Genomic DNA, 21,663 nt, shown 5'->3' on the forward strand with positions numbered 1-21,663 from the left:
CCCAGGCCACGGCCCCTGCGCGTTCTCCGTCTGCCCGCCTTTTACCTGTCGCCTGGCTGCGACAGCTGCGGAGAACCCTGATGAGCGAATCCCCCGAACGCGACGAACGCCACCTGGCGCGCATGCAGCGCAAGAAGGCGCTCATCGACGAGCGCATCGCCAACTCCCCTAACGAATGCGGCTTGCTGCTGGTGCTCACCGGCAACGGCAAGGGCAAGAGCAGCTCGGCTTTCGGCATGCTCGCCCGGGCCATGGGGCACGGCATGCAGTGCGGCGTGGTGCAGTTCATCAAGGGCCGCAACAGCACCGGCGAGGAGCTGTTCTTCCGGCGCTTCCCCGAGCAGGTGAGCTACCACGTGATGGGCGAGGGCTTCACCTGGGAAACCCAGGACCGCCAGCGCGACATCGTCGCTGCCGAGGCCGCCTGGGCGGTGTCGCGCCAGTTGCTGCAGGACCCAGCGATCCAGTTCGTCGTGCTCGATGAGCTGAACATCGCCCTTAAGCACGGCTACCTCGACCTCGATCAGGTGCTCAGCGATATCCAGGCCCGCCCGCCGATGCAGCACGTGATCGTCACTGGCCGCGCGGCCAAGCCCGAGATGGTCGAACTGGCCGATACCGTCACCGAGATGGGCATGCTCAAACATGCATTCCAGGCCGGTATCCGCGCGCAGAAGGGCGTTGAACTGTGAGTGAAGCACGTCAGTGCCCGGCGGTGCTGATCGCAGCGCCAGCCTCCGGCCAGGGCAAGACCACCGTCACCGCCGCCCTTGCGCGCCTGCACCGCAACCTCGGGCGCAAGGTACGGGTGTTCAAGTGCGGCCCGGACTTCCTCGACCCGATGATCCTCGAGCGTGCCAGCGGCGCGCCGGTGTACCAGCTGGACCTGTGGATGATCGGTGCCGATGAGAGCCGTCGCCTGCTGTGGGAAGCGGCCCGCGATGCCGACCTGATCCTGATCGAAGGGGTGATGGGGCTGTTCGACGGCACCCCGTCGAGTGCCGACCTTGCGCGCCACTTCGGCGTTCCGGTGCTGGCCGTGATCGACGGCACGGCCATGGCCCAGACCTTCGGCGCCCTGGCCCTGGGCCTGGCGCGCTACCAGCCGGACCTGCCGTTTGCCGGTGTGCTGGCCAACCGTGTCGGCACCCTGCGTCACGCGCAATTGCTCGAAGGCAGCCTGACCGAAGGACTGCGCTGGTACGGCGGGCTGTCCCGCGAGCGCGGCATCGAACTGCCCAGCCGCCACCTGGGGCTGGTCCAGGCCAGCGAGCTGAATGACCTGGATGCGCGCCTGGACGCCGCCGCCGAAGCACTCGCCGCCAGTTGCGATGCGGCGTTGCCGCCACCAGTGAGTTTTGCCGCGCCAGCGCCTGCCGCGCTTTCGACTTCGCTCGAGGGTGTACGCATCGGCGTGGCCCGTGACGAAGCCTTCGCCTTCACCTACGGCGCCAACCTGGAGCTGCTGCGCAACCTCGGCGCGCACCTCGAATTCTTCTCGCCGCTGCATGACCGCGAATTGCCCGCGGTGGATAGCCTGTACCTGCCCGGCGGCTACCCGGAGCTTCACCACCACGCACTGGCCGCCAACGCGCCGATGCTGGAGGCGATCCGCGCCCATCACGCCCAGGGCAAGCCCTTGCTGGCCGAATGCGGCGGCATGCTCTACCTGCTCGATGCCCTGACCGACGTGGCCGGCGAACGCGCCGCGCTGCTCGGCCTGCTGCCGGGCGAGGCGACCATGCAGAAGCGCCTGGCCGCCCTGGCCTTGCAGGCGGTCGAACTGCCGGAGGGCACCCTGCGCGGGCACACCTATCACCACTCGCTGACCAGCACCACGCTGGAGCCGATCGCCCGTGGCCTGAGCCCCAACGGCGGCCGTGGCAACGAAGCGGTGTACCGCCTGGGCCGGCTGACCGCCTCCTACGTGCATTTCTACTTCCCCTCCAACCCCGACGCGGCGGCGGCGCTGCTGCGACCATGAGCGAGCACGCCTACAGCGACGCCGAGCGCGCGGCCGTCTACCGGGCCATCGGTGAGCGCCGCGACATGCGCCATTTCGCCGGTGGGGTAGTGGCGCCGGAGCTGCTCGAGCGCCTGCTGGCCGCCGCGCACCAGGCGCCGAGCGTCGGCCTGATGCAGCCGTGGCGTTTCATCCGCATCACCCGAACCGAGCTGCGCACGCGTATCCAGGCGCTGGTGGAGGACGAGCGGGTACGCACCGCCGACGCCTTGAACGAACGCTCCGATGAATTCATGAAGCTCAAGGTCGAGGGCATCAACGACTGCGCCGAACTGTGGGTGGCGGCGTTGATGGACAACCGCGAGCCGCACATCTTCGGCCGACGCACCCTGCCGGAAATGGACCTGGCCTCGCTGGCCTGTGCCATCCAGAACCTCTGGCTGGCGGCGCGGGCCGAGGGCCTGGGCATGGGCTGGGTGTCGCTGTTCGAGCCACAGGCGCTGGCCGAGCTGCTGGGCATGCCCGCCGGGGCCAAACCGGTGGCGGTGCTGTGCCTGGGGCCGGTGACCGAGTTCTACCCGGCGCCGATGCTGGTGCTGGAAAACTGGGCCGAGCAACGGCCCCTGAGCGAAATGCTGTACGAGAACCATTGGGGAGACCGGCCATGAGCGTGGCCTTGCTGACTGTCGCGGGCGTGGCCCTGGACGCCTTGCTCGGCGAGCCGCAACGCCGGCACCCGTTGGTGGGCTTCGGCAACCTGGCGGCGAACCTGGAGCGGCGCCTGAATGCCGGTGGCCGTGGCTGGCGCAGCCATGGTGTCAGCGCCTGGTTCCTTGCCGTGGTGCCACTGACCCTGCTGGCGCTGTTCCTGTCCTGGCTGCCGTACGTTGGCTGGGTCGTCGATGTGCTGGCGCTGTACTGCGCGCTGGGCCTGCGCAGCCTCGGCGAGCATGTGCTGCCGGTGGCCCAGGCCCTGCGCCAGGGAGACCTGGACGAAGCGCGGCGCCGGGTCGGTTACCTGGTCAGCCGCGAAACCCGCGAGCTGGACGAGCCCGCCGTAGCCCGGGCCGCCACCGAATCGGTGCTGGAGAACGGCAGCGATGCCGTGTTCGCCGCGCTGTTCTGGTTTGCCGTGGCCGGTGCGCCGGGGGTGGTGCTGTATCGCCTGAGCAATACCCTCGATGCCATGTGGGGGTATCGCAACGAACGCTTCGAACGCTTCGGCTGGTGCGCGGCGCGTATCGACGACGTGCTCAACTACATTCCCGCGCGCCTGGTGGCGCTGACCTACGCGGTGCTCGGCAAGACTCGCCTGGCGCTGCGCTGCTGGCGCCAGCAGGGGCCGCTGTGGGACAGCCCCAACGCCGGCCCCGTGATGGCCGCCGGCGCCGGTGCGCTGGGTGTGGAGCTGGGAGGGCCTGCGGTGTACCACGGCGAGCTGCACGAGCGGCCACGCCTGGGCGAGGGGCCGATGGCCGACGCCGACGCCATCGAGCGCGGCTGGAGCCTGGTGCAGCGCGGGGTGTGGCTATGGTTGCTGGTGATCTGCCTGGGGAGTTACCTGAATGCTTGAACACGGTGGCCGCCTGCTGCGGGCGGTGGCGCAGTACGCAATTGCCCGCGAGCGTTGGCTCGACCTGTCCAGCGGCATCGCGCCCTGGCCCTATGCCGTGCCGTCGATTCCCCAGGAGGCCTGGGCGCGGTTGCCGGAAACCGAGGACGGCCTGGAGCAGGCGGCCCGCACCTACTATCACGCCGATCCGTTGCTGGCCGTGGCCGGTTCCCAGGCGGCGATCCAGGCCCTGCCGCAGCTGCGCGCGCCTGGCCGTGTCGGGGTGCTGACACCCTGCTACGCCGAGCATCCGCACGCCTGGCAGCGCGCGGGGCACACGCTGGTCGAGCTGGCTGACGACCAGGTCGATGACGCACTCGACAGCCTCGACGTGCTGGTGCTGGTCAACCCCAACAACCCCACCGGCCGGCTGATCTCCCGTGAGCGTCTGTTGGCCTGGCACGCCCGGCTGGCAGCGCGGGGCGGCTGGCTGGTGGTCGACGAAGCGTTCATCGACAACACCCCGAAGCTCAGCCTGTGCGCCCATGCCGATCGGCCTGGGCTGATCGTGTTGCGCTCGTTCGGCAAGTTCTTCGGCCTGGCAGGCGTGCGGCTGGGCTTCGTGATGGCGCAACCGGCACTGCTGCAGGCGCTGGCCGAGCTGCTGGGGCCGTGGACGGTGAGCGGCCCGACCCGGGTGCTGGGCAAGGTGTGCCTGGCCGATGAACTGGCCCACCTGATGCAGATCGACCGCTGCGCCAAGGCTCGCGCGCGGCTGGTGGCGTTGCTCAGCGAAGCCGGCCTGGCGCCGACGGGGGGCTGCGACCTGTTCCAGTACGTGGCCACCGAGCGTGCTGCGCAGTTACATGAGTTCCTCGCCCGGCGCGGCATCCTCGTGCGCCTGTTCGAGCAACCGGCGGCGCTGCGCTTCGGCCTGCCGGCCAATGCGGCGCAGGAGCAACGCCTGCGCGACGCGTTGCTGGATTATCAAAAGGAATCGGCATGACCACCCTGATGGTGCAAGGCACCACTTCCGATGCCGGCAAAAGCACGCTGGTTACCGCCCTGTGCCGCTGGCTGCTGCGCCAAGGCGTTGCAGTGGTGCCGTTCAAGCCGCAGAACATGGCGCTCAACAGCGCAGTGACCGCCGACGGTGGCGAAATCGGCCGCGCCCAGGCGGTGCAGGCCCAAGCCTGCCGGCTGGCGCCGCACACCGACATGAACCCGGTGCTGCTCAAGCCCAACAGCGACACCGGGGCCCAGGTGATCATCCATGGGCGCGCGGTCACCAGCATGAACGCCGTGGCCTACCACGGCTACAAAGCCATTGCCATGCAGGCGGTGCTGGCCTCCCATGAGCGGCTTGAACAGGCCTATCAAGTGGTGATGGTCGAAGGCGCAGGCTCCCCCGCCGAGATCAACCTGCGCGCCGGCGACATCGCCAACATGGGCTTTGCCGAAGCGGTCGACTGCCCGGTGATTCTGGTGGCCGATATCAACCGTGGCGGGGTGTTCGCGCACCTGGTGGGCACCCTGGAGCTGCTCTCGCCGAGCGAGCAGGCGCGGGTCAAAGGCTTCGTCATCAACCGCTTCCGTGGCGATATCGCCTTGCTGCAACCGGGCCTGGACTGGCTGGAGCAGCGCACCGGCAAGCCGGTGCTTGGGGTGCTGCCCTTTGTCACCGACCTGCACCTGGAGGCCGAGGACGGCATCGACGTGCGCCAAGCAGTCAAGGGCGAACGGCTGCTCAAGGTGATAGTCCCGGTGCTGCCGCGCATCAGCAACCACACCGATTTTGACCCGCTGCGCCTGCACCCGCAGGTCGACCTGCAATTCATCGGCCCGGGCCAGCCGATCCCGCCCGCCGACCTGATCATCCTGCCCGGCTCCAAGAGCGTGCGCGGGGACCTGGCGCAGTTGCGCGCGCGTGGCTGGGACACGGCCATCGCCCGGCATCTGCGCTACGGCGGCAAGCTGATCGGCATTTGCGGCGGTTTGCAGATGCTGGGCCGCGAAGTTCACGATCCGCTCGGCCTGGAAGGCCCGGCCGGCTCCAGTGCCGGGCTTGGCCTGCTGGACTACGAGACGGTGCTCGAGGCCGAGAAGCAACTGCGCAACGTCAGTGGCACGCTGGCGTTGGCGCAATCACCGATAGCCGGCTACGAAATTCATGCCGGTGTCACCCGTGGCCCGGCGCTGGAGCATCCAGCCGTGCAGTTGCAGGACGGCCGCAGCGACGGTGCCATCAGTGCCGACGGGCAGATTCTCGCCACCTATCTGCACGGCCTGTTCGAAGGCAGCCAGTCGTGTGCGGCACTGCTGCGCTGGGCCGGGCTCGCCGATGTACAGGCCATCGACTACGAGGCCCTGCGCGAGCGTGATATCGAGCGCCTGGCCGACCTGGTCGAGCAACACCTGGACACCGCGCACTTGCGCCAGCTGTGTGGAATCACTGCCCATGCGTAACCTGATCCTCGGCGGCGCCCGCTCGGGCAAGAGCCGCCTGGCCGAGCAGTTGGCCGGCTCCAGTGGCCTGCCGGTGACCTATATCGCCACCAGCGAAGCGCTCGATGGCGAGATGAACGACCGGGTGCGCCTGCACCGTGAACGCCGCCCGGCCGACTGGGGGCTGATCGAAGAACCCTTGGCCTTGGCCAAGGTGCTGCGTGCCGAAGCCGGCGAAGGGCGTTGCCTGCTGGTGGACTGCCTGACGCTGTGGCTGACAAACCTGCTGATGCTCGACGACGAGCAACGCCTGGCGCAGGAGCGCGATGCGCTGCTGGCGTGCCTTGAGCAATTGCCCGGCACGATCATCCTGGTCAGCAACGAAACCGGCCTGGGCGTGGTGCCCATGGGCGAGCTGACCCGCCGCTACGTCGACCACGCCGGGCTGTTGCACCAGGCCGTGGCCGAACGCTGCCAGCGCGTGGTGCTGACCGTGGCCGGCCTCCCTCTCATGCTCAAAGGACCCGCTCTATGACCCAGATGTGGTGGCGTGATGCCTGCCAATCCCTCGACACCGCCGCCATGGACCAGGCCCGCGCCCGTCAGCAGCAACTGACCAAGCCCGCCGGTTCCCTTGGCCAGCTCGAAGGCCTGGCGATTCACCTGGCCGCCTTGCAGGGGCGCGAACGGCCCAGCGTGGACAAGGTCGCGATCAGCATCTTCGCCGGCGACCACGGTGTGGTGGAGGAGGGCATCTCCGCCTACCCGCAAGCAGTGACCGGGCAGATGCTGCGCAACTTCGTCGGTGGCGGCGCGGCGATCAGCGTGCTGGCCCGCCAGCTCGACGCAAGTCTTGAGGTGGTCGACCTCGGCACCATCGATCCGTCCCTCGAACTGCCCGGCGTGCACCACCTGCGCCTGGGCGCGGGCACGGCCAACTTCGCCCGCCAGCCGGCGATGACCGACACCCAGCTGGCCGCCGCCCTGCAGGCCGGTCGCGACAGCGCCCTGCGTGCGGTCGAGGACGGCGCCCAGCTGTTCATCGGCGGCGAGATGGGCATTGGCAACACCACGGCGGCAGCGGCCCTGGCCAGCACCTTGCTGAGCTGCCCGGCGCGCGAACTGAGCGGGCCGGGCACCGGCCTGGACAGCGCCGGTGTGCGGCACAAGGCCGAAGTGATCGAGGCGGCGCTGGTACTGCACGGGTTGCGCGCCGACCAACCGCTGCAGGCCCTGGCCTGTGTCGGTGGCTTCGAGATCGCCGCGCTGGCCGGCGCCTACCTGGCCTGTGCCCAGCACGGCGTGGCGGTGTTGGTCGATGGCTTCATCTGCAGCGTCGCCGCCCTGGTGGCGGTGCGCCTCAACCCGCATTGCCGCCCCTGGCTGCTGTTCGCCCACCAGGGCGCCGAGCCGGGCCACAAGACGCTGCTCGCCGCGTTGCAGGCCGAGCCACTGCTGGCCCTGGGCCTGCGCCTGGGCGAAGGCAGCGGTGCGGCGTTGGCTGTGCCGCTGCTGCGCCTGGCCTGTGCCCTGCACGGGCAAATGGCGACCTTCGCCGAAGCGGCGGTGGCGGACCGCCCGGCATGATCCTCGACCTGCTGCGCCACGGCGAGACCGAACTGGGTGGCGGCCTGCGCGGCAGCCTGGACGATGCACTGACCGCCACCGGCTGGGCACAGATGCGTCAGGCCGTGGCACAGGCTGGCCCCTGGGACATCGTGGTCAGCTCACCGCTGCAGCGCTGTGCGTTGTTCGCCGACGAACTGGGCGCGCGCCTGGGCTTGCCGGTGCAGCGCGAGGCAGATGTGCGCGAGCTGCACTTTGGCGACTGGGAAGGGCGCAGCGCGGCGCAGATCATGCAGACCGAAGCCGATGCCCTGGGCCTGTTCTGGAATGATCCCTACGCCTTCACGCCGCCGGCCGGTGAGCCGGTGCTGGCGTTTGCCGGGCGGGTTGTGGCGACGGTCGAACGCCTGGCCCGCGAGCATGCCGGCAAGCGCGTGCTGCTGGTCACCCACGGTGGGGTGATGCGCCTGTTGCTGGCAAGGGCGCGTGGTTTGCCCCGTGAGCAGCTGCTGCAAGTCGAGGTCGGCCATGGGGCGTTGATGCGCCTTGAGGCCGGCCTTGATGGCCAGTTACGCGAGGTCGGCTGAGATGCTGCCGTTCTGGATTGCCCTGCAGTTTCTCAGCAGCCTGCCGGTGAGCCTGCCAGGTATGCCGACGCCTGCGCAGATGGGGCGCTCGGTGCTGTTCTATCCTGCGGTCGGGCTGCTGTTCGGCCTGCTGCTGTGGCTGGCCGGCCAGCTGTTGCAGGGGGTGGCGGCGCCCTTGCAGGCGGCGCTGTTGCTGGCCTTGTGGGTGCTGCTCAGCGGCGCCCTGCACCTCGACGGCCTGGCCGACAGCGCCGATGCCTGGCTGGGCGGCTTCGGCGATCGCGAGCGCACCCTGCAGATCATGAAGGACCCGCGTAGCGGGCCGATTGCTGTGGTGACCCTGGTGCTGGTGCTGCTGCTGAAGTTCTGCGCGCTGTGGGTGCTGGTCGAGCACGGGGCGGGCGGCGTGCTGGTGTTGGCGCCGGTGGTTGGGCGGGCGGCCATGCTCGGGTTGTTCCTGACCACGCCTTATGTGCGGGCCGGCGGGCTGGGGGCGGCGCTGGCCGAACACTTGCCGCGCCAGGCCGCAGGATGGGTGCTACTGGGGTGTGCGCTGGCAAGCGTGGTGCTCGGGGGCTGGTCGGTGTTCTGGCTGCTCGGGCTGGTGCTGTTGGTGTTTGGCGGGCTGCGCCGGTTGATGTGCAAGCGGCTGGGCGGTACCACCGGAGACACCGCGGGAGCGGTGCTGGAACTGCTGGAGTTGACGGTGGTGGTTGGGCTGGCGGTAATGGCCGGCTGATTGTTCGATTGCCAGCGCTGGCCTCATCGCGGGGCAAGCCCGCTCCCACATGGATCGCGCTAATCTCCAGGCAAGCATCGTACCTGTGGGAGCGGGCTTGCCCCGCGATGAGGCCATGACGCCATGAATTATGAAACTTCTTGCAACATCCATATTGCGGGTATATACACGTATCCATGTTGACCAGTGAATGCATCTGTACCCATCTGCGTCGCGCTGCCCGTGGGGTGAGCCGACATTACGACGAAGCCCTTGCCGGCTTCGGCATCAATGTCGCCCAGTTTTCCCTGCTGCGCCATGTGCAGCGGCTCGACCGTCCGAGCATCACCAGCCTGGCCGAGGCCATGGGCCTTGAACGCAGCACCCTGGGCCGCAACCTGCGGGTGCTGGAGGCCGACGGGCTGGTACAACTGGCCGACGGCGACGACCAACGCAACCGGCTGGTGCTGTTGAGCGAGGCGGGCAGGGCGCGGCTTGAAGCGGCGCACCCGGCCTGGCAGCAGGCCCAGCAGCAACTGGTGGAACAACTGGGCGAAGGTCAGCGCGACGAACTGGTGCGCCTGCTGGAACGGCTGGCTTGATCCATTACGATCAGAAGCGGGTATATACCCGCATAAACCTTGCGATGTGCTGGAGACAACGACAATGACTTCCGTATGGCGGACCAGCGGTTGGGTACTTCTGGGGGCGGCGCTGATCCTTGCGCTGTCATTGGGTGTGCGGCATGGCTTCGGCCTGTTCCTGGCGCCGATGAGCGCCGATTTTGGCTGGGGCCGCGAGGTGTTCGCCTTCGCCATCGCCCTGCAGAACCTCATCTGGGGCCTGGCCCAGCCGTTCTCCGGCGCGCTGGCCGACCGGCTGGGCGCGGCGAAGGTGGTGATCATCGGCGGCATCCTGTACGCCACGGGGCTGGTGCTGATGGGCATGGCCGACTCGATCTGGTCGCTGTCGCTCAGTGCCGGCCTGTTGATCGGCATTGGGCTCTCAGGCACGTCGTTCTCGGTGATTCTCGGCGTGGTCGGCCGTGCCGTGCCGCCGGAAAAACGCAGCATGGCCATGGGCATCGCCAGCGCGGCGGGTTCGTTCGGGCAGTTCGCCATGCTGCCCGGCACCCTCGGCCTGATCCAGTGGCTGGGCTGGTCGGCGGCGCTGCTGGTGCTGGGCCTGATGGTGGCGCTGATCGTGCCGCTGGTGGGCCTGTTGCGCGACAACCCGATGCCTGCCCATGGCGCCGATCAGAGCCTTGGCCAGGCGTTGCGCGAGGCCTGCTCGCATTCGGGCTTCTGGTTGCTCGCCCTGGGCTTCTTCGTCTGTGGCTTCCAGGTGGTGTTCATCGGCGTGCACCTGCCGGCCTACCTGGTCGACCAGCACCTGCCGGCCATTACCGGTACCACGGTGCTGGCGCTGGTCGGGCTGTTCAACATCGTCGGTACCTACACCGCCGGCTGGCTGGGCGGGCGCATGTCCAAGCCGCGCCTGCTGACCGCGCTGTACTTGCTGCGGGCAGTGGTGATCGTGCTGTTCCTGTGGGCGCCGGTGACCCAGGTCAGCGCCTACCTGTTCGGCATCGCCATGGGCCTGCTGTGGCTATCGACGGTACCGTTGACCAATGGCACCGTGGCTACGCTGTTCGGTGTGCGCAACCTGTCCATGCTCGGGGGCATCGTGTTCCTGTTCCATCAGCTGGGGGCGTTCCTGGGGGGCTGGCTGGGCGGTGTGGTGTATGACCAGACCGGCAGCTACGACCTGGTCTGGCAGATCTCTATCCTGCTCAGCCTGCTGGCCGCCGCACTTAACTGGCCGGTGCGCGAGCGCCCGGTCGCCCGGTTGCAGGCGCAGGCGGCATGAACCGCCTGCTGGGGCGCGGCCTGCTGGCGCTTGCTGCGGTGTTGCTGCTGGCGCTGGCCTGGTGGGGCTGGCACCAGGGCGGGCTGGCGTTGCTGCAGCTGGGCATGAGCCTGTGTTAGGCGCTACCCTGCAAGGAGCATTTACCTGCAGGAGCACCCCTTGATGCATGCACGCTGGCTGACCTTACCCCTGCTGGCCCTGGCCGCAGTCACTTCAAGTTGGGCCGCTGATTGCCCGGCACTGCTGCAGGGCAGCCTGCCCGAACTGCGTGGCAAGGAGCAGATCGACCTGTGCCAGCGCTTTGCCGGCAAGCCGCTGGTGGTGATCAATACCGCCAGCTATTGCGGCTTCGCCCCGCAGTTCGAAGGGCTGGAGACGACCTACAAGGCGTACCACGGCCAAGGGCTCGAGATGCTCGGCGTGCCGTCCAACGACTTCAAACAGGAAGACGCCGATAGCGAGAAGACCGCCAAGGTCTGCTACGCCAACTACGGCGTGACCTTCACCATGACCAAGACCCAGCCGGTACGGGGCAAGGATGCGATCCCGCTGTTCGTCGAACTGGCGCGCCAGAGCAGCGCACCGAAGTGGAACTTCTACAAGTACGTGGTGGACCGCAAGGGCAAGGTCATCGGTAATTTCTCCAGCCTGACCAAGCCGGATGACCCGGCGTTTACGGCGGCGATCGAGAAGGCGATTGCGTCGCAGCCGTGAGGTGGCTGCCTTGGGATTGCATGTAGGCCGCCAGGTGCAGGACGACAGGTTTACAGCGCCAGGCACTTGGTGGCCTTCACCCAACACCCCGACCTGCACCTGAGGCCCTACCTACCCTCAACGAGAGTGCACCGTCAGCGCCACCAGGCGCACGACCAGTGGCCTTACCATCAGCACACAAACAAAGGCCACCGGCATCGCCAGCTGGTAGGCCTTGAGCACCTTGCTCAGGTACTCGTCATCCACCCCGGCGGTGGCTGCGGTGATCACGAAGCACATCAGCATGGCCATGATCCCCGACATGAAAAAGGCAAAGACATAGGGTGTCGCAGCTGGGTGCAGCTTGCGTCGGTTGCGCAGTGCAAGGGGCTCGTTCATGGCTATTCCTGTGCGAAAGGTGAGGGCGCAGGTTAGCAATGACTGCCCAGGCGCCTGTAGACCTTGCTCAGTGTGTTCTTTATAAAGAGATTCTTACGAATCCGAAGGGCACGACATGGACCTGCTCAACGCCATCCGCAGTTTCATCAAGGTGGTCGAGGCCGGCAGCATTGCCGGGGGTGCCCGCGTGCTGGGGCTTAGCCCAGCAGCAGTCAGCCAGAACCTGGCGCGCCTGGAGGCTCACCTGCAGGTCCGCCTGCTGTCGCGTACCACCCGCAGTATGGCGCTTACACCGGCAGGCAGCCTGTACTACGCGCGGGTGAGCCATATCGAGCGTGATCTGGCCCTGGCCGAACAAGCCGTGACCACGCCCGACAGCGAACCGCAGGGCAGGTTGTGCATTGCCTCGAGTTCGGCCTTTGGTCGGCATGTGCTGGCGCCGCTGATCCCGGCGTTCGCCGCGCGCTATCCGCAGCTTTCGATAGAGTTGGTGATGACTGACCGCAAGGTCAATCATGCCCGCGAGGACGTCGACGTCAGCTTGCGCATCACCCCGCAGCTGGAAGACAACCTGCTGGCCCGGCATATCGCGCGCATCCCCTTCATCTGCTGTGCCTCGCCCGGTTACCTGGCCGCCCACGGCTGGCCGGCTACGCCCGAGGCGTTGCGCGAGCATCGCTGCCTGGTGTTCCGCTATCCGGTGGACGGGCGCTTCCTGCCCTGGGGGTTCATGCGCGATGGGCTGCGTTTCGAAGCGCAGTTCGGCTCGGTGCTTATCAGCGACGACATCGATGCCCTGACCCAGATGGCACTGAACGATGGTGGCATCACCCGCCTGGCCGAGTTCATCACGCGACCGCACCTGGAGGCCGGGCGGCTGGTGCCATTGTTCGAGTTCAGCGACAACGCCCAGGCCTATGCCCAGACCGAGCCGATGGATGTCTACCTGTGCCTGGCGGACCGCCATGCCATGACCACCAAGGTACGTGCCTTCACGGCGTATCTGCAGGACTGTCTGGGCGACAGCTGGCCCGTCCAGGCATGAAAAAACCGCCACGTGGGCGGTTTTTTCATGCTGCGGCAGTGACTCAGAAGCGGTAGGTGAGGGATGCACCGACACCGTGAGCACTGTTTTCGTACTTGGCCTGGTAGCTGCCCTTGGTCTGGCTCGCCAGGTTGACCTTGGTGTCTTCCTCCCACAGGTAGGAGTAAGCCACGTCGATGGTCATGTCGTCGGTCGGGCTGTAGCCGGCGCCCAGGCTGAAGATCTTGCGATCGCCAGTGGGGATGCGCGGCGAGCGGTCGTGGTTGTTGGTCGGCGACTGGTCCATGGAGAAGCCAGTGCGCAGGGTCCACTCCTTGTTCACCTTGTAGGCCGCACCGACGGCACCAGCCCAGGTGTCATGCCAGTTCTGCTCCTCGGTGATGGTGCCCAGCCCGCGCCCGATCGGGTTGGCGGCAACCTGTGCCGGCAACTCGTTGGTGACGGTGATGTCTTTCAGGCGGCTCCAGCGGGTGAAGGTGGTGCCTGCGTACAGGGTCCACTGGTCATCCAGCTCGTGAGTGATCGAGAAGTCGGCCGACTCCGGCGTCTTGATCTTCAGTTCGGCGTCGAACTTGCTGCCACTGAACGGGCCGAGGAACGCGTTGTTGACCTTGGTGTCGCCTTCGAGCTTGTAGTCGACCATCGAGTGGTAGGTCAGGCCGATGCGGGTACGGTCGGTGGCCTGGATCATGATGCCGATGTTGTAGCCGACGGCGGTGTCGTCACCCTTGATCTTCACTTCGCCGTCGTTGCGGCCAGGGGTGAGTGGGTTGACGGTGTTCGAGCCCAGTTCGCCCTTGATGCGGTTGATGGTCGGACCGAAGCCGATCGACACCTTGTCGTTGAAGGCGTAGCTGACGGTGGGCTGGAAGGTCACCACTTCGACGTGGCTCTTCTTGCCCCAGTAGCGTGCGGCGTCGCCGCTGCCGTAGTCGGTAACCAGGCCGAACGGTACGTACACACCGAAACCGACGCTCCAGTGATCGTCGATCGGCTTGACGTAGTAACCCATCGGCACGCCGACGACCGGGACCATGTCACCATCGGTTTCCCCCCCGAAGTTGCTGCCACGGCCGGAAATGTCGGATTTTGCAAAGATGGCTGCGCCACCCACGGTAATTTGTTCGCGCTTGAGGCGCGCCATGCCCGCCGGGTTGCCGTACACGGTGCTGGCATCTTCGGCAGAAGAAGAACGACCCGCGAAACCTGTCCCCATGCCGCTGACACTTTGTTCGTTCAGCGCGAAACCGCTGGCGAGCAAGTGGCTGGAAGCGAGGGCAACGGCAATACCGAGGGAGGTTTTGAGCATTGCTTTTTTCATTATTAGAAACTCCTTGGGATCTCCGGGGCGGAAAGCTACCAACAAATCTCGCTCCACGCTATAGGCTGTAACGCAGGAGATAGAGCGGTTTTGTAGGACAATCCGACCAAAATTCCTTTTTTCCGGGGTTTATACGAGAACGATTCTCAGAGCGCCTCTGTCGCAACGGGTTCGATGCAGTGCTGCCAGGCCCTGGTGAAGTCACGCAAGCGGCCCTGGGGGTTGAAGGTCTGGCGCCAGATACGCGCCAGCCCCAGCAGGTCGTCGGCGGCGGGTAGCGGGGTGGCTTGCTCCTCGATGAGCATCCAGGCAATGGCGGTGGCGTAACGCAGGTTGACCGTGAGTTCCAGGTGCGGCCCGCCGAGGAAGGCATGCTGGCTGGCCAGGCCACGGACCAGGCTGGCCAGTTCCGGGTCGCGGGCGAGGAACTGGTCCCACAGGCAGCGGTGGCGGTGCTCGGCAATGCGGTACAGGCCGTGGCCGCGCCTGTCGTGCAAGGCGGAGCCCAGTGCCGACTGGCTGGCGGCAACGCCCAGTAACAATGCTTCGGCGCTTTCGCAGTGGCGATTCAGGTAGATCAGCGTTGGCCGGATCACGTATCGACTCAACTCGTTCGCAGCGATGCCCATGGTGCCCTCGAACAGATCAGGACCGACGGGCGCTGGAGCTTGGCAGCTGGTGAGTGGTCAGGCCCGTCGGAAGCGACCACGGCCGCTCGAGTTGAAGTGTAGTGTGATAAGCATGGTGTAAAGGGCTGTTTTTAAATCGATTGCTGCCTGAGGTCGCGGGGCATATGCCCGCTGGCAATTAAGCCAAGAACCTTCAGGCAGCTTGCATGGGCATGGATTCATGGCATGAATCGCGCGCCATTCATTCATGCAACCAGCGACTGGCGGGTGCGCTCGATCACTGCCTGCAAGGGCTCGGCACGGGTGTACTGTTCCGGGTACAGGCGCTCGGAGTGGCAAGCGACGCCATATTCGTCGACCAGGGTAAAGCTGAAGCTACCCTTGCGGGGCGCGACGATCAGGCACTTCAGTGGAGCGAAGGCTTTGGAGAGGGTGCCAGCGGCAACCTGAATTTGATGATGGTTACTCATATTGTTGGATGTTCCTGCGTAAGACACGGGGTTTGATCCGTGCACAATAGAAACGTTCCAGTGACGTCTTTATTAAGGAGACGCAGAACCTGACTGGAACAGGGCAGCCAGAGTGGCGCAAGCAAAGGTGGGCGCTGGGCTGACTGGTAGGTACGACAAAAGGCAGGCAGCACACCGGGGCCAGGGTTCGAGGCACCGGGGAAGATCCTGATCAATCTGAGACGTGATTCGTGCTTGAGCAGCGTTGGCTGCCAAGTGGATCATCGAATGGGCCGGTCCTGATGGGGCATTGCCTGCTCGTGGTCGAGGGCGCATGCGAGGACTGTGTGGCCGGAATTGACTTTCAGCTGGGTACTAACAGGGCGCACCCTACACGAATGGTTGAGGGTTTGCAAGTATTCAGTTGTTTTCAGCGAAGCCGGCCATTATGTCGATTCTTGTCGGTGCTGTGAAGAGGGGAACTGCCCCGTCGAATGCCTGGATGGCCTGTTTTCGAGCACGCCCATGCCGTTTGATGGTGCACTTGTACACATTTGAGACAGTGCCTGTTAGCCACGTGCAACAGGCTGCAAACGCTTCGCCAATGACTTGACTGCGAGCTTAAGTCAATGAAAAAAAACACTAATTTTTACTGGTGAAAAAATCGACAGTTTGACTGTAAGCCCCGGTTCATAGGGGTTTGCGGGCTTCTCGAGGGGGTTGTCCACCGAGTTATCCACAGCTTCTGTGGATTGTCCCGAGCACTTGCTCTAGCACGGGCGTGCCAGCAGTTTCATCAAGTGTCCGACAATCGGGGTGGTGCTGCGGGGGTGGAGATACGCCTCGCAAAAACGTCAAGAAAAAAACATGAAAAAAAATCGATCTTGGCCAAAAGTCTGCCGGGCCGTGGCGAAAAAAAAAGAGTAGAGTGGCGCGCCTCTTGAGTCACCTACGCTGTCGGTCATGAAGTTTCGCGGTAAACACCTCGCCAGTTCGGATGCATCGTTGCCCCCCAAAAAACACTTTTCCCTGAAAGTTGCCTTGTGGCTGCTCGACAGCCCGCGCCTGGGCGACAAGCCCAGCGTCAAGCACCTGGCCGGGCGTATGCTCAAACAGCCGGCCCGCCAGGGCGTGGTGGTGGCCCAGAGCCGCCTGGGGCAGATGCTGTGCCGCGATTGCGGCAACGCCCGCGACCGGCGCATCGGCCACGAGCTGCTGCGCCAGGCTGCACGTGCCGGTGATCGCCGCGCACAGCTGGAGTACGGGCGTGCATGCCAGGCCCAGGAGCCCGAGCAGGCACGTTACTGGCTGGAGCTGGCGGCGGGGCAGGGCTCACAGGAGGCGCGGCGGTTGTTGCGCCAGTGGGGCGACAGCTGATCGCGCTGCGCACCGTGGGAGCGGGCTTGCCCCGCGATGAGGCCTCGCAGGCAACCTGACCAAGCTGCTGATAAGCTGCGCAGCATTCGCAAAAGATCGTTCGGGGTGACCATGGCAGTGGATCTGACCAGCATTCTGCTGGGGTTGGTGGCGGGTGCCTTGCCCTGCCTGGGATGGGTCATGCAGGTTCAGCGCCGCCAGGGTGCCCGGGACGCTGAGCGGGCCTTGCTCGAAGAGCGCCTGAGCAGTGCCCAGATGGCCCAGGAAGGCCTGCAGGCCCAGCTCGACGCCGGCCGTGACGAGATCAGCGACCTGAGCGAAGCCAACACCGTCAAGCAGGCCCAGTTGGCCGCCCAGGGGCGTGAGCTGGAGCTGTTGCAGATCGACCGCGACAACGCCCGCGACGCCGCCCACGCCTGGAGCCTGGAACGTGCCAACCGTGAAGCCGAGCTGCGCCGCTTCGAAGCGCAGGCGGCTCGCCTGGAGGCCGAGCTGCGCGAGCAGCAGGAAAGCCACCAGCAGCGCCTGGAAGACCTGCAGCAAGCGCGTGACACCCTGCGCGCCCAGTTCGCCGAAATGGCCACGAAGATCTTCGACGAGCGCGAGCAGCGCTTCGCCCAGACCAGCCAGCAGCAAATGGGCCAGTTGCTCGACCCGCTCAAGGAACGCATCCAGGCGTTCGAAAAACGCGTCGAGGAAAGTTACCAGCAGGAGGCGCGCGAGCGCTTCTCGCTGGGCAAGGAGCTCGAGCGCCTGCAGCAGCTCAATCTGCGCCTGTCCGACGAAGCCACCAACCTCACCCAGGCGCTCAAGGGCCAGAAAACCCAGGGCAACTGGGGCGAGCTGATCCTCGAGCGGGTACTGGAGCACGCGGGCCTGGAAAAGGGCCGCGAATACCAGACCCAGGTCAGCCTCAAGAGCGCCGATGGCGAGCGTTTCCAGCCCGACGTGCTGATCATGCTGCCGGGCGACAAGCAGGTGGTGGTCGATGCCAAGGTCAGCCTGACCGCCTACCAGCAGTTCGTCAGCAACAACGACGAAGCCGCGCTCAAGCAGCATGTGCTGTCGCTGCGCAACCACGTCAAAGGCCTGTCGAGCAAGGATTACAACCGCCTCGATGGCCTGCACAGCCTCGATTTCGTGCTGCTGTTCGTGCCGATCGAGGCGGCGTTCTCGGCGGCGCTGCAGGCCGAGCCGAACCTGTTCCAGGAGGCTTTCGACCGGCAGATCGTGATCGTCAGCCCGACCACTCTGCTGGCCACCCTGCGGGTGATCGACAGCCTGTGGAAACAGGAGCGGCAAACCCAGAACGCCCGCGAGATCGCCGAGCGCGCCGGCTGGCTGTACGACAAGTTCGTGCTGTTCATCCAGGACCTGGACGAGCTCGGCACCCGCCTGCAACAGGTCGACAAGGCCTACGCCGCAGCGCGCAACAAACTCTGCGAAGGGCGCGGCAACCTGGTCAGCCGCAGCGAGCAGCTCAAGCTGCTCGGCGCCCGGGCCAGCAAGAGCCTGCCGGCCGAATTGATCGAGCGCGCCCTGAGCGACGAAGCCGTTACTGAACCAGGCTCAGATGCCGATTGAGCAGGGCGCGCAGCGCTGCGGGCTTGACCGGTTTTGCCAGGTAGTCCAGGCCGGCGGCATGGACCATGGCGATGGTCTCGTTGCGCCCGTCGGCACTGATCACCACACCCGGTACCGGCTCGCCCAGGCGCGCCCGTAGCCAGCCCATCAGCCCGGTGCCGGTCTCGCCATCGTCCAGGTGGTAGTCCACCAGCGCCAGGTGCGGGCGCAGCCCCTTGGTCAGCAGCGCCTCGCATTCGGCCTGGTTGCGGGCGGTCCACACCTGGCAGCCCCAGCGGCTGAGCAAGCTGTTCATGCCGATCAGGATGCTGTCTTCGTTGTCCACGCACAGCACCTGCAGCCCGGCCAGCGGCTGGCCTGGCTGCTCCATCGGTGCCGGCGCCGCCGGTGCGGCGCTGCGGGCAATCGGCACGCAGACACGGAACACGCTGCCCTTGCCCGGCCAGGAGCGGACTTCCAACTGATGGCCAAGCACCCGGCACAAACCGTCGGCAATCGCCAGGCCCAGGCCCAGGCCTTTTTCGGCGCGGGTCTGGTGACTGTCCAGGCGTTTGAATTCCTGGAAGATCACCGCCAGCTTGTCGTCGGCGATGCCCGGGCCACGGTCCCACACCTCCAGCCACAGCCGCTCGCCCTGGCGCCGCACGCCCAGCAGGATCGGGCCCTTGCCATAGCGCAGGGCGTTGGTGAGGAAGTTTTGCAGTACCCGGCGCAGCAGCTTCATGTCGCTGTCCACCCGCAGGCGGCTGCCGCGCAGGCGGAACGCCAGGCCTTTTTCGGCGGCCAGCAGCTTGAACTCGGCACCGAGGGTGTCGAACAGCTCGTTGAGGGCAAAGGCTTTGACGTCGGGGGTGACCTTGCCGTTTTCCAGGCGCGAGATGTCCAGCAGGTCGCTGATCAGCTCTTCGGCCGAGCGCAGCGAGCTGTCCATGTGCTGCACCAGTTGCCGGGCTTCGTCGTTCATGCCCTCGGCCTGCTGCGACAGCGCGGCGGAGAACAGCCGCGCGGCATTCAGCGGCTGCATCAGGTCGTGGCTGACGGCAGCGAGGAAACGGGTCTTGGACTGGCTGACGGCCTCGGCGCGGCTCTTGGCCTCGGTGAGCGCCTGGTTGAGCTGCGACAGCTCGTGGGTACGCTCGGCCACCCGCTGCTCCAGGCCTTCGTTGGCGTCACGCAGGGCCTGCTCGGCTTCGCGGAACGGGGTGATGTCGGTGAAGCTCATGACGAAACCGCCGCCGGGCATCGGGTTGCCGATCAGCTCGATCACCCGGCCATTGGGGAACAGCCGCTCGGAGGAGTGCGCACGGCCTTGGCGCATCCAGTGCAGGCGCCGAGCCACATGGACCTGCGCCTCGCCCGGGCCGCACAGGCCACGCTCGGCGTTGTAGCGGATGATGTCGGCGATCGGCCGGCCGACGCTGATCAGCCCGTCAGGGTAGTTGAACAGCTCCAGGTAGCGCCGGTTCCAGGCCACCAGGTGCAGGTTCTGGTCGACCACGCTGATGCCCTGGTTGATGTTCTCGATGGCGCCCTGCAGCAGCGCACGGTTGAACTGCAGCACCTCGCTGGCCTCGTCGGCGATGCGCACCACATCCTCGAGCTGCATCTCGCGGCCTTCGATGGCCGCCTTGACCACTGCGCGGGTCGACGAGCTGCCGAGTACCCCGGCGAGCAGGCGCTCGGTGTGTTCTATCCAGTCACCGTCGGCGTTCTGGTTGGGGTTGAAGCCCTTGCCCTGGCGGTAAGCGAAGCGGATGAAGCTCTGCCGGGCACGCTCTTCGCCCACGAAGCGCGCGGCCAGGTTGAGCAGGTCGTCGATCTGTACGGCCAGCAACGGTTTGCTGCTGGGGCGGGCGCTGGTCTGCTGGCCGATGAAGCGCCCGGCCTGCCAGTGCTCCGAGACCCGCGTGCGCGACAGGATCGAGACCCAGGCAAACAGGGTGAAGTTGCCCGCCAGCGACAGCACCACTCCTTGGGTGAGCGGGGTGATCGGCAGGTCCAGCGGGTTGCCGTGCAGCCAGGCCAGCCCCGGGAACAGCGACAGCGACCAGCCCAGGCTGTGGGCGGCGATCGGCAGTACCAGGGTGTAGAACCACAGGAAGATGCCGGCGGCCAGGCCTGCGAACACGCCGCGGCGGTTGGCCTGTTTCCAGTACAGCGCGCCGAGCATGGCCGGGGTGAGCTGGGTCACGGCGGCGAAGGCGATCTGGCCGATGGTCGCCAGGCTGGCGGTGGAACCGAGCAGGCGGTAGCTCACATAGGCCAGTAGCAGGATCACCACGATGGTCACCCGGCGCACCGAGAGCATCCAGTGGCGGAACGCTTCGAACGGCCGCTCGGCGTTGTTGCGGCGCAGCAGCCAGGGCAGCAGCATGTCGTTGGAGACCATGGTCGACAGCGCCACGGCCTCGACGATGACCATGCCGGTGGCCGCCGAGGCGCCACCGATGAAGGCCAGCAGCGCCAGGCTCGGGTGGGCTTCGGCCAACGGCAGGCTGATCACGAACGAGTCGGAGATCACCGTGCCCGGCAGCAGCATCTGCCCGGCCAGGGCGATGGGCACGACGAACAGCGCGGCCAGGGCCAGGTACAGCGGGAACACCCAGCGTGCCAGGCGCATGTCCTGGGGCTCGATGTTCTCCACCACGGTGACGTGGAACTGCCGAGGCAGGCAGATGATCGCCATCATCGCCACGGCGGTCTGCACCACCATCGACGGCCAGTTGATGGTCTCCTGCCAGTAGCTTTCCAGGTGCACCGACTGGCGCGCCTGGGTGAACAGGTCGTCGAAACCGTCGTACAGGTTGAACACCACGAAGGCGCCCACGGCGAGGAACGCCAGGAGCTTGACCAGCGACTCGAAGGCGATCGCCAGGACCATGCCACGGTGGTGCTCGGTGACGTCCAGGCTGCGCGTGCCGAACACGATGGCGAACAGCGCCAGCACCAGCGACACCACCAGCGCGGTGTCCTGCACCCGGCTGCCGGTGGCGTCGGCGTTGGCGCCGATCAGCAGGTTCACCCCCAGCACGATGCCCTTGAGCTGCAGGGCGATGTAGGGCAGCACCCCGACCAGGCAGATCAGCGCCACCACCACGGCGAGGGTTTGCGACTTGCCGTAGCGGGCGGCAATGAAGTCGGCGATCGAGGTGATGTTCTGCTGCTTGCTGATCAGCACCATCTTCTGCAGCACCCAGGGCGCGAAGATCAGCAGCAGCACCGGGCCCAGGTAGATCGGCAGGAACGCCCACAATTGCTCGGCGGCCTGGCCGACCGCGCCGAAGAAGGTCCAGCTGGTGCAGTACACCGCCAGCGACAGGCTGTACACCCAGGCACGCAGCTTCGGCGGCAACGGGGTGCTGCGGCGGTCGCCGTAGAAGGCGATGGCGAACATGATGGCCATATAGGCCAGGGCGACCACGGCGATCAGCCCGCTGGACAACGACATGCAAACTCCGGAGCAAAA

General features: G+C 66.3%; 22 protein-coding genes. 17 read left to right on the top strand and 5 right to left on the bottom strand.

The annotated features are described in order from the left end of the window. Window positions 1–80 precede the first annotated feature (80 nt). The 14 genes from cobO to DM373_RS08100 all read left to right on the top strand — a co-directional run bounded on the left by cobO (window position 81) and on the right by DM373_RS08100 (window position 11,414). Complete coding sequence (gene cobO, locus DM373_RS08040) at window positions 81–692, top strand: cob(I)yrinic acid a,c-diamide adenosyltransferase (protein ID WP_110993040.1); 612 nt, start codon at window positions 81–83, stop codon at window positions 690–692. Beyond that, window positions 689–1,984 carry a cobyrinic acid a,c-diamide synthase CobB gene (locus tag DM373_RS08045; protein WP_110993041.1) on the top strand — a complete coding sequence of 432 codons (1,296 nt, stop codon included), beginning with the start codon at window positions 689–691 and terminating at the stop codon, window positions 1,982–1,984. Before cobO ends, DM373_RS08045 begins: the two co-directional genes overlap by 4 nt. Further along, window positions 1,981–2,631, top strand: coding sequence for a 5,6-dimethylbenzimidazole synthase (gene bluB / locus DM373_RS08050; RefSeq protein WP_110993042.1), 651 nt, complete (start codon window positions 1,981–1,983; stop codon window positions 2,629–2,631). Before DM373_RS08045 ends, bluB begins: the two co-directional genes overlap by 4 nt. Further along, the gene (gene cbiB, locus DM373_RS08055; RefSeq protein WP_110993043.1) at window positions 2,628–3,536 is read left to right on the top strand and encodes an adenosylcobinamide-phosphate synthase CbiB; all 909 of its coding nucleotides are present in this window, start codon (window positions 2,628–2,630) and stop codon (window positions 3,534–3,536) included. Before bluB ends, cbiB begins: the two co-directional genes overlap by 4 nt. Then, window positions 3,529–4,521: a threonine-phosphate decarboxylase CobD gene (gene cobD / locus DM373_RS08060; protein WP_110993044.1), complete on the top strand. Its 993-nt coding sequence runs from the start codon at window positions 3,529–3,531 to the stop codon at window positions 4,519–4,521. The genes cbiB and cobD overlap by 8 nt, the downstream gene beginning before the upstream one ends. Beyond that, window positions 4,518–5,981 carry a cobyric acid synthase gene (locus DM373_RS08065; RefSeq protein WP_110993045.1) on the top strand — a complete coding sequence of 488 codons (1,464 nt, stop codon included), beginning with the start codon at window positions 4,518–4,520 and terminating at the stop codon, window positions 5,979–5,981. Before cobD ends, DM373_RS08065 begins: the two co-directional genes overlap by 4 nt. Then, window positions 5,974–6,495 (top strand): bifunctional adenosylcobinamide kinase/adenosylcobinamide-phosphate guanylyltransferase, encoded by a 522-nt coding sequence (gene cobU / locus DM373_RS08070; RefSeq protein WP_110993046.1) that lies wholly within the window; start codon window positions 5,974–5,976, stop codon window positions 6,493–6,495. The genes DM373_RS08065 and cobU overlap by 8 nt, the downstream gene beginning before the upstream one ends. Continuing rightward, a complete protein-coding gene (gene cobT / locus DM373_RS08075) occupies window positions 6,492–7,547 on the top strand; it encodes a nicotinate-nucleotide--dimethylbenzimidazole phosphoribosyltransferase (RefSeq protein WP_110993047.1) in 1,056 nt (351 codons plus the stop codon). The genes cobU and cobT overlap by 4 nt, the downstream gene beginning before the upstream one ends. Further along, the gene (cobC, locus tag DM373_RS08080) at window positions 7,544–8,113 is read left to right on the top strand and encodes an alpha-ribazole phosphatase family protein (protein WP_110993048.1); all 570 of its coding nucleotides are present in this window, start codon (window positions 7,544–7,546) and stop codon (window positions 8,111–8,113) included. Before cobT ends, cobC begins: the two co-directional genes overlap by 4 nt. Before the next feature lies 1 nt (window position 8,114). Continuing rightward, window positions 8,115–8,852 (top strand): adenosylcobinamide-GDP ribazoletransferase, encoded by a 738-nt coding sequence (locus DM373_RS08085; RefSeq protein WP_110993049.1) that lies wholly within the window; start codon window positions 8,115–8,117, stop codon window positions 8,850–8,852. Between the two features lie 176 nt (window positions 8,853–9,028). After that, on the top strand, window positions 9,029–9,433 hold the full coding sequence (locus DM373_RS08090) for a MarR family winged helix-turn-helix transcriptional regulator (RefSeq protein WP_110993050.1): 405 nt from the start codon (window positions 9,029–9,031) through the stop codon (window positions 9,431–9,433). Between the two features lie 64 nt (window positions 9,434–9,497). Then, window positions 9,498–10,700: an MFS transporter gene (locus DM373_RS08095; RefSeq protein WP_110993051.1), complete on the top strand. Its 1,203-nt coding sequence runs from the start codon at window positions 9,498–9,500 to the stop codon at window positions 10,698–10,700. Continuing rightward, entirely contained in the window at window positions 10,697–10,819 is a 123-nt protein-coding gene (locus tag DM373_RS29425; protein ID WP_279630459.1) for a hypothetical protein, read from the top strand. The genes DM373_RS08095 and DM373_RS29425 overlap by 4 nt, the downstream gene beginning before the upstream one ends. A gap of 43 nt (window positions 10,820–10,862) precedes the next feature. Continuing rightward, window positions 10,863–11,414, top strand: coding sequence for a glutathione peroxidase (locus tag DM373_RS08100; protein WP_110993052.1), 552 nt, complete (start codon window positions 10,863–10,865; stop codon window positions 11,412–11,414). Window positions 11,415–11,531: 117 nt separating this feature from the next. On the opposite strand, the gene DM373_RS08105 is transcribed toward DM373_RS08100, so the two are convergent. After that, window positions 11,532–11,792, bottom strand: a complete 261-nt coding sequence (locus DM373_RS08105; protein ID WP_110993053.1) for a DUF2798 domain-containing protein — start codon at window positions 11,790–11,792, stop codon at window positions 11,532–11,534. A gap of 115 nt (window positions 11,793–11,907) precedes the next feature. Between DM373_RS08105 and DM373_RS08110 the strand changes: the two genes are divergently transcribed. Continuing rightward, window positions 11,908–12,837, top strand: a complete 930-nt coding sequence (locus DM373_RS08110) for a LysR family transcriptional regulator (RefSeq protein WP_110993054.1) — start codon at window positions 11,908–11,910, stop codon at window positions 12,835–12,837. Window positions 12,838–12,880: 43 nt separating this feature from the next. Here DM373_RS08110 and DM373_RS08115 read toward each other — a convergent pair whose 3' ends face one another. From DM373_RS08115 to DM373_RS08125, 3 genes are all read right to left on the bottom strand, one after another. Then, window positions 12,881–14,158 carry an OmpP1/FadL family transporter gene (locus DM373_RS08115; protein ID WP_110993055.1) on the bottom strand — a complete coding sequence of 426 codons (1,278 nt, stop codon included), beginning with the start codon at window positions 14,156–14,158 and terminating at the stop codon, window positions 12,881–12,883. Between the two features lie 146 nt (window positions 14,159–14,304). Further along, window positions 14,305–14,787 (bottom strand): hypothetical protein, encoded by a 483-nt coding sequence (locus DM373_RS08120; RefSeq protein ID WP_110993056.1) that lies wholly within the window; start codon window positions 14,785–14,787, stop codon window positions 14,305–14,307. Between the two features lie 245 nt (window positions 14,788–15,032). Continuing rightward, window positions 15,033–15,257, bottom strand: coding sequence for a hypothetical protein (locus DM373_RS08125; RefSeq protein WP_110993057.1), 225 nt, complete (start codon window positions 15,255–15,257; stop codon window positions 15,033–15,035). Window positions 15,258–16,199: 942 nt separating this feature from the next. Here DM373_RS08125 and DM373_RS08130 point away from each other — a divergent pair. Next, window positions 16,200–16,613: a tetratricopeptide repeat protein gene (locus tag DM373_RS08130; RefSeq protein WP_110993058.1), complete on the top strand. Its 414-nt coding sequence runs from the start codon at window positions 16,200–16,202 to the stop codon at window positions 16,611–16,613. A 225-nt stretch (window positions 16,614–16,838) separates the two neighbouring features. Further along, window positions 16,839–18,197 (top strand): DNA recombination protein RmuC, encoded by a 1,359-nt coding sequence (locus tag DM373_RS08135; RefSeq protein WP_167409812.1) that lies wholly within the window; start codon window positions 16,839–16,841, stop codon window positions 18,195–18,197. On the opposite strand, the gene DM373_RS08140 is transcribed toward DM373_RS08135, so the two are convergent. Beyond that, entirely contained in the window at window positions 18,169–21,645 is a 3,477-nt protein-coding gene (locus DM373_RS08140) for a hybrid sensor histidine kinase/response regulator (protein WP_110993059.1), read from the bottom strand. The two genes, DM373_RS08135 and DM373_RS08140, sit on opposite strands and share 29 nt — an antisense overlap. Window positions 21,646–21,663: the final 18 nt, after the last annotated feature.

Source organism: Pseudomonas sichuanensis, from assembly GCF_003231305.1.
Taxonomy (GTDB): domain Bacteria; phylum Pseudomonadota; class Gammaproteobacteria; order Pseudomonadales; family Pseudomonadaceae; genus Aquipseudomonas; species Aquipseudomonas sichuanensis.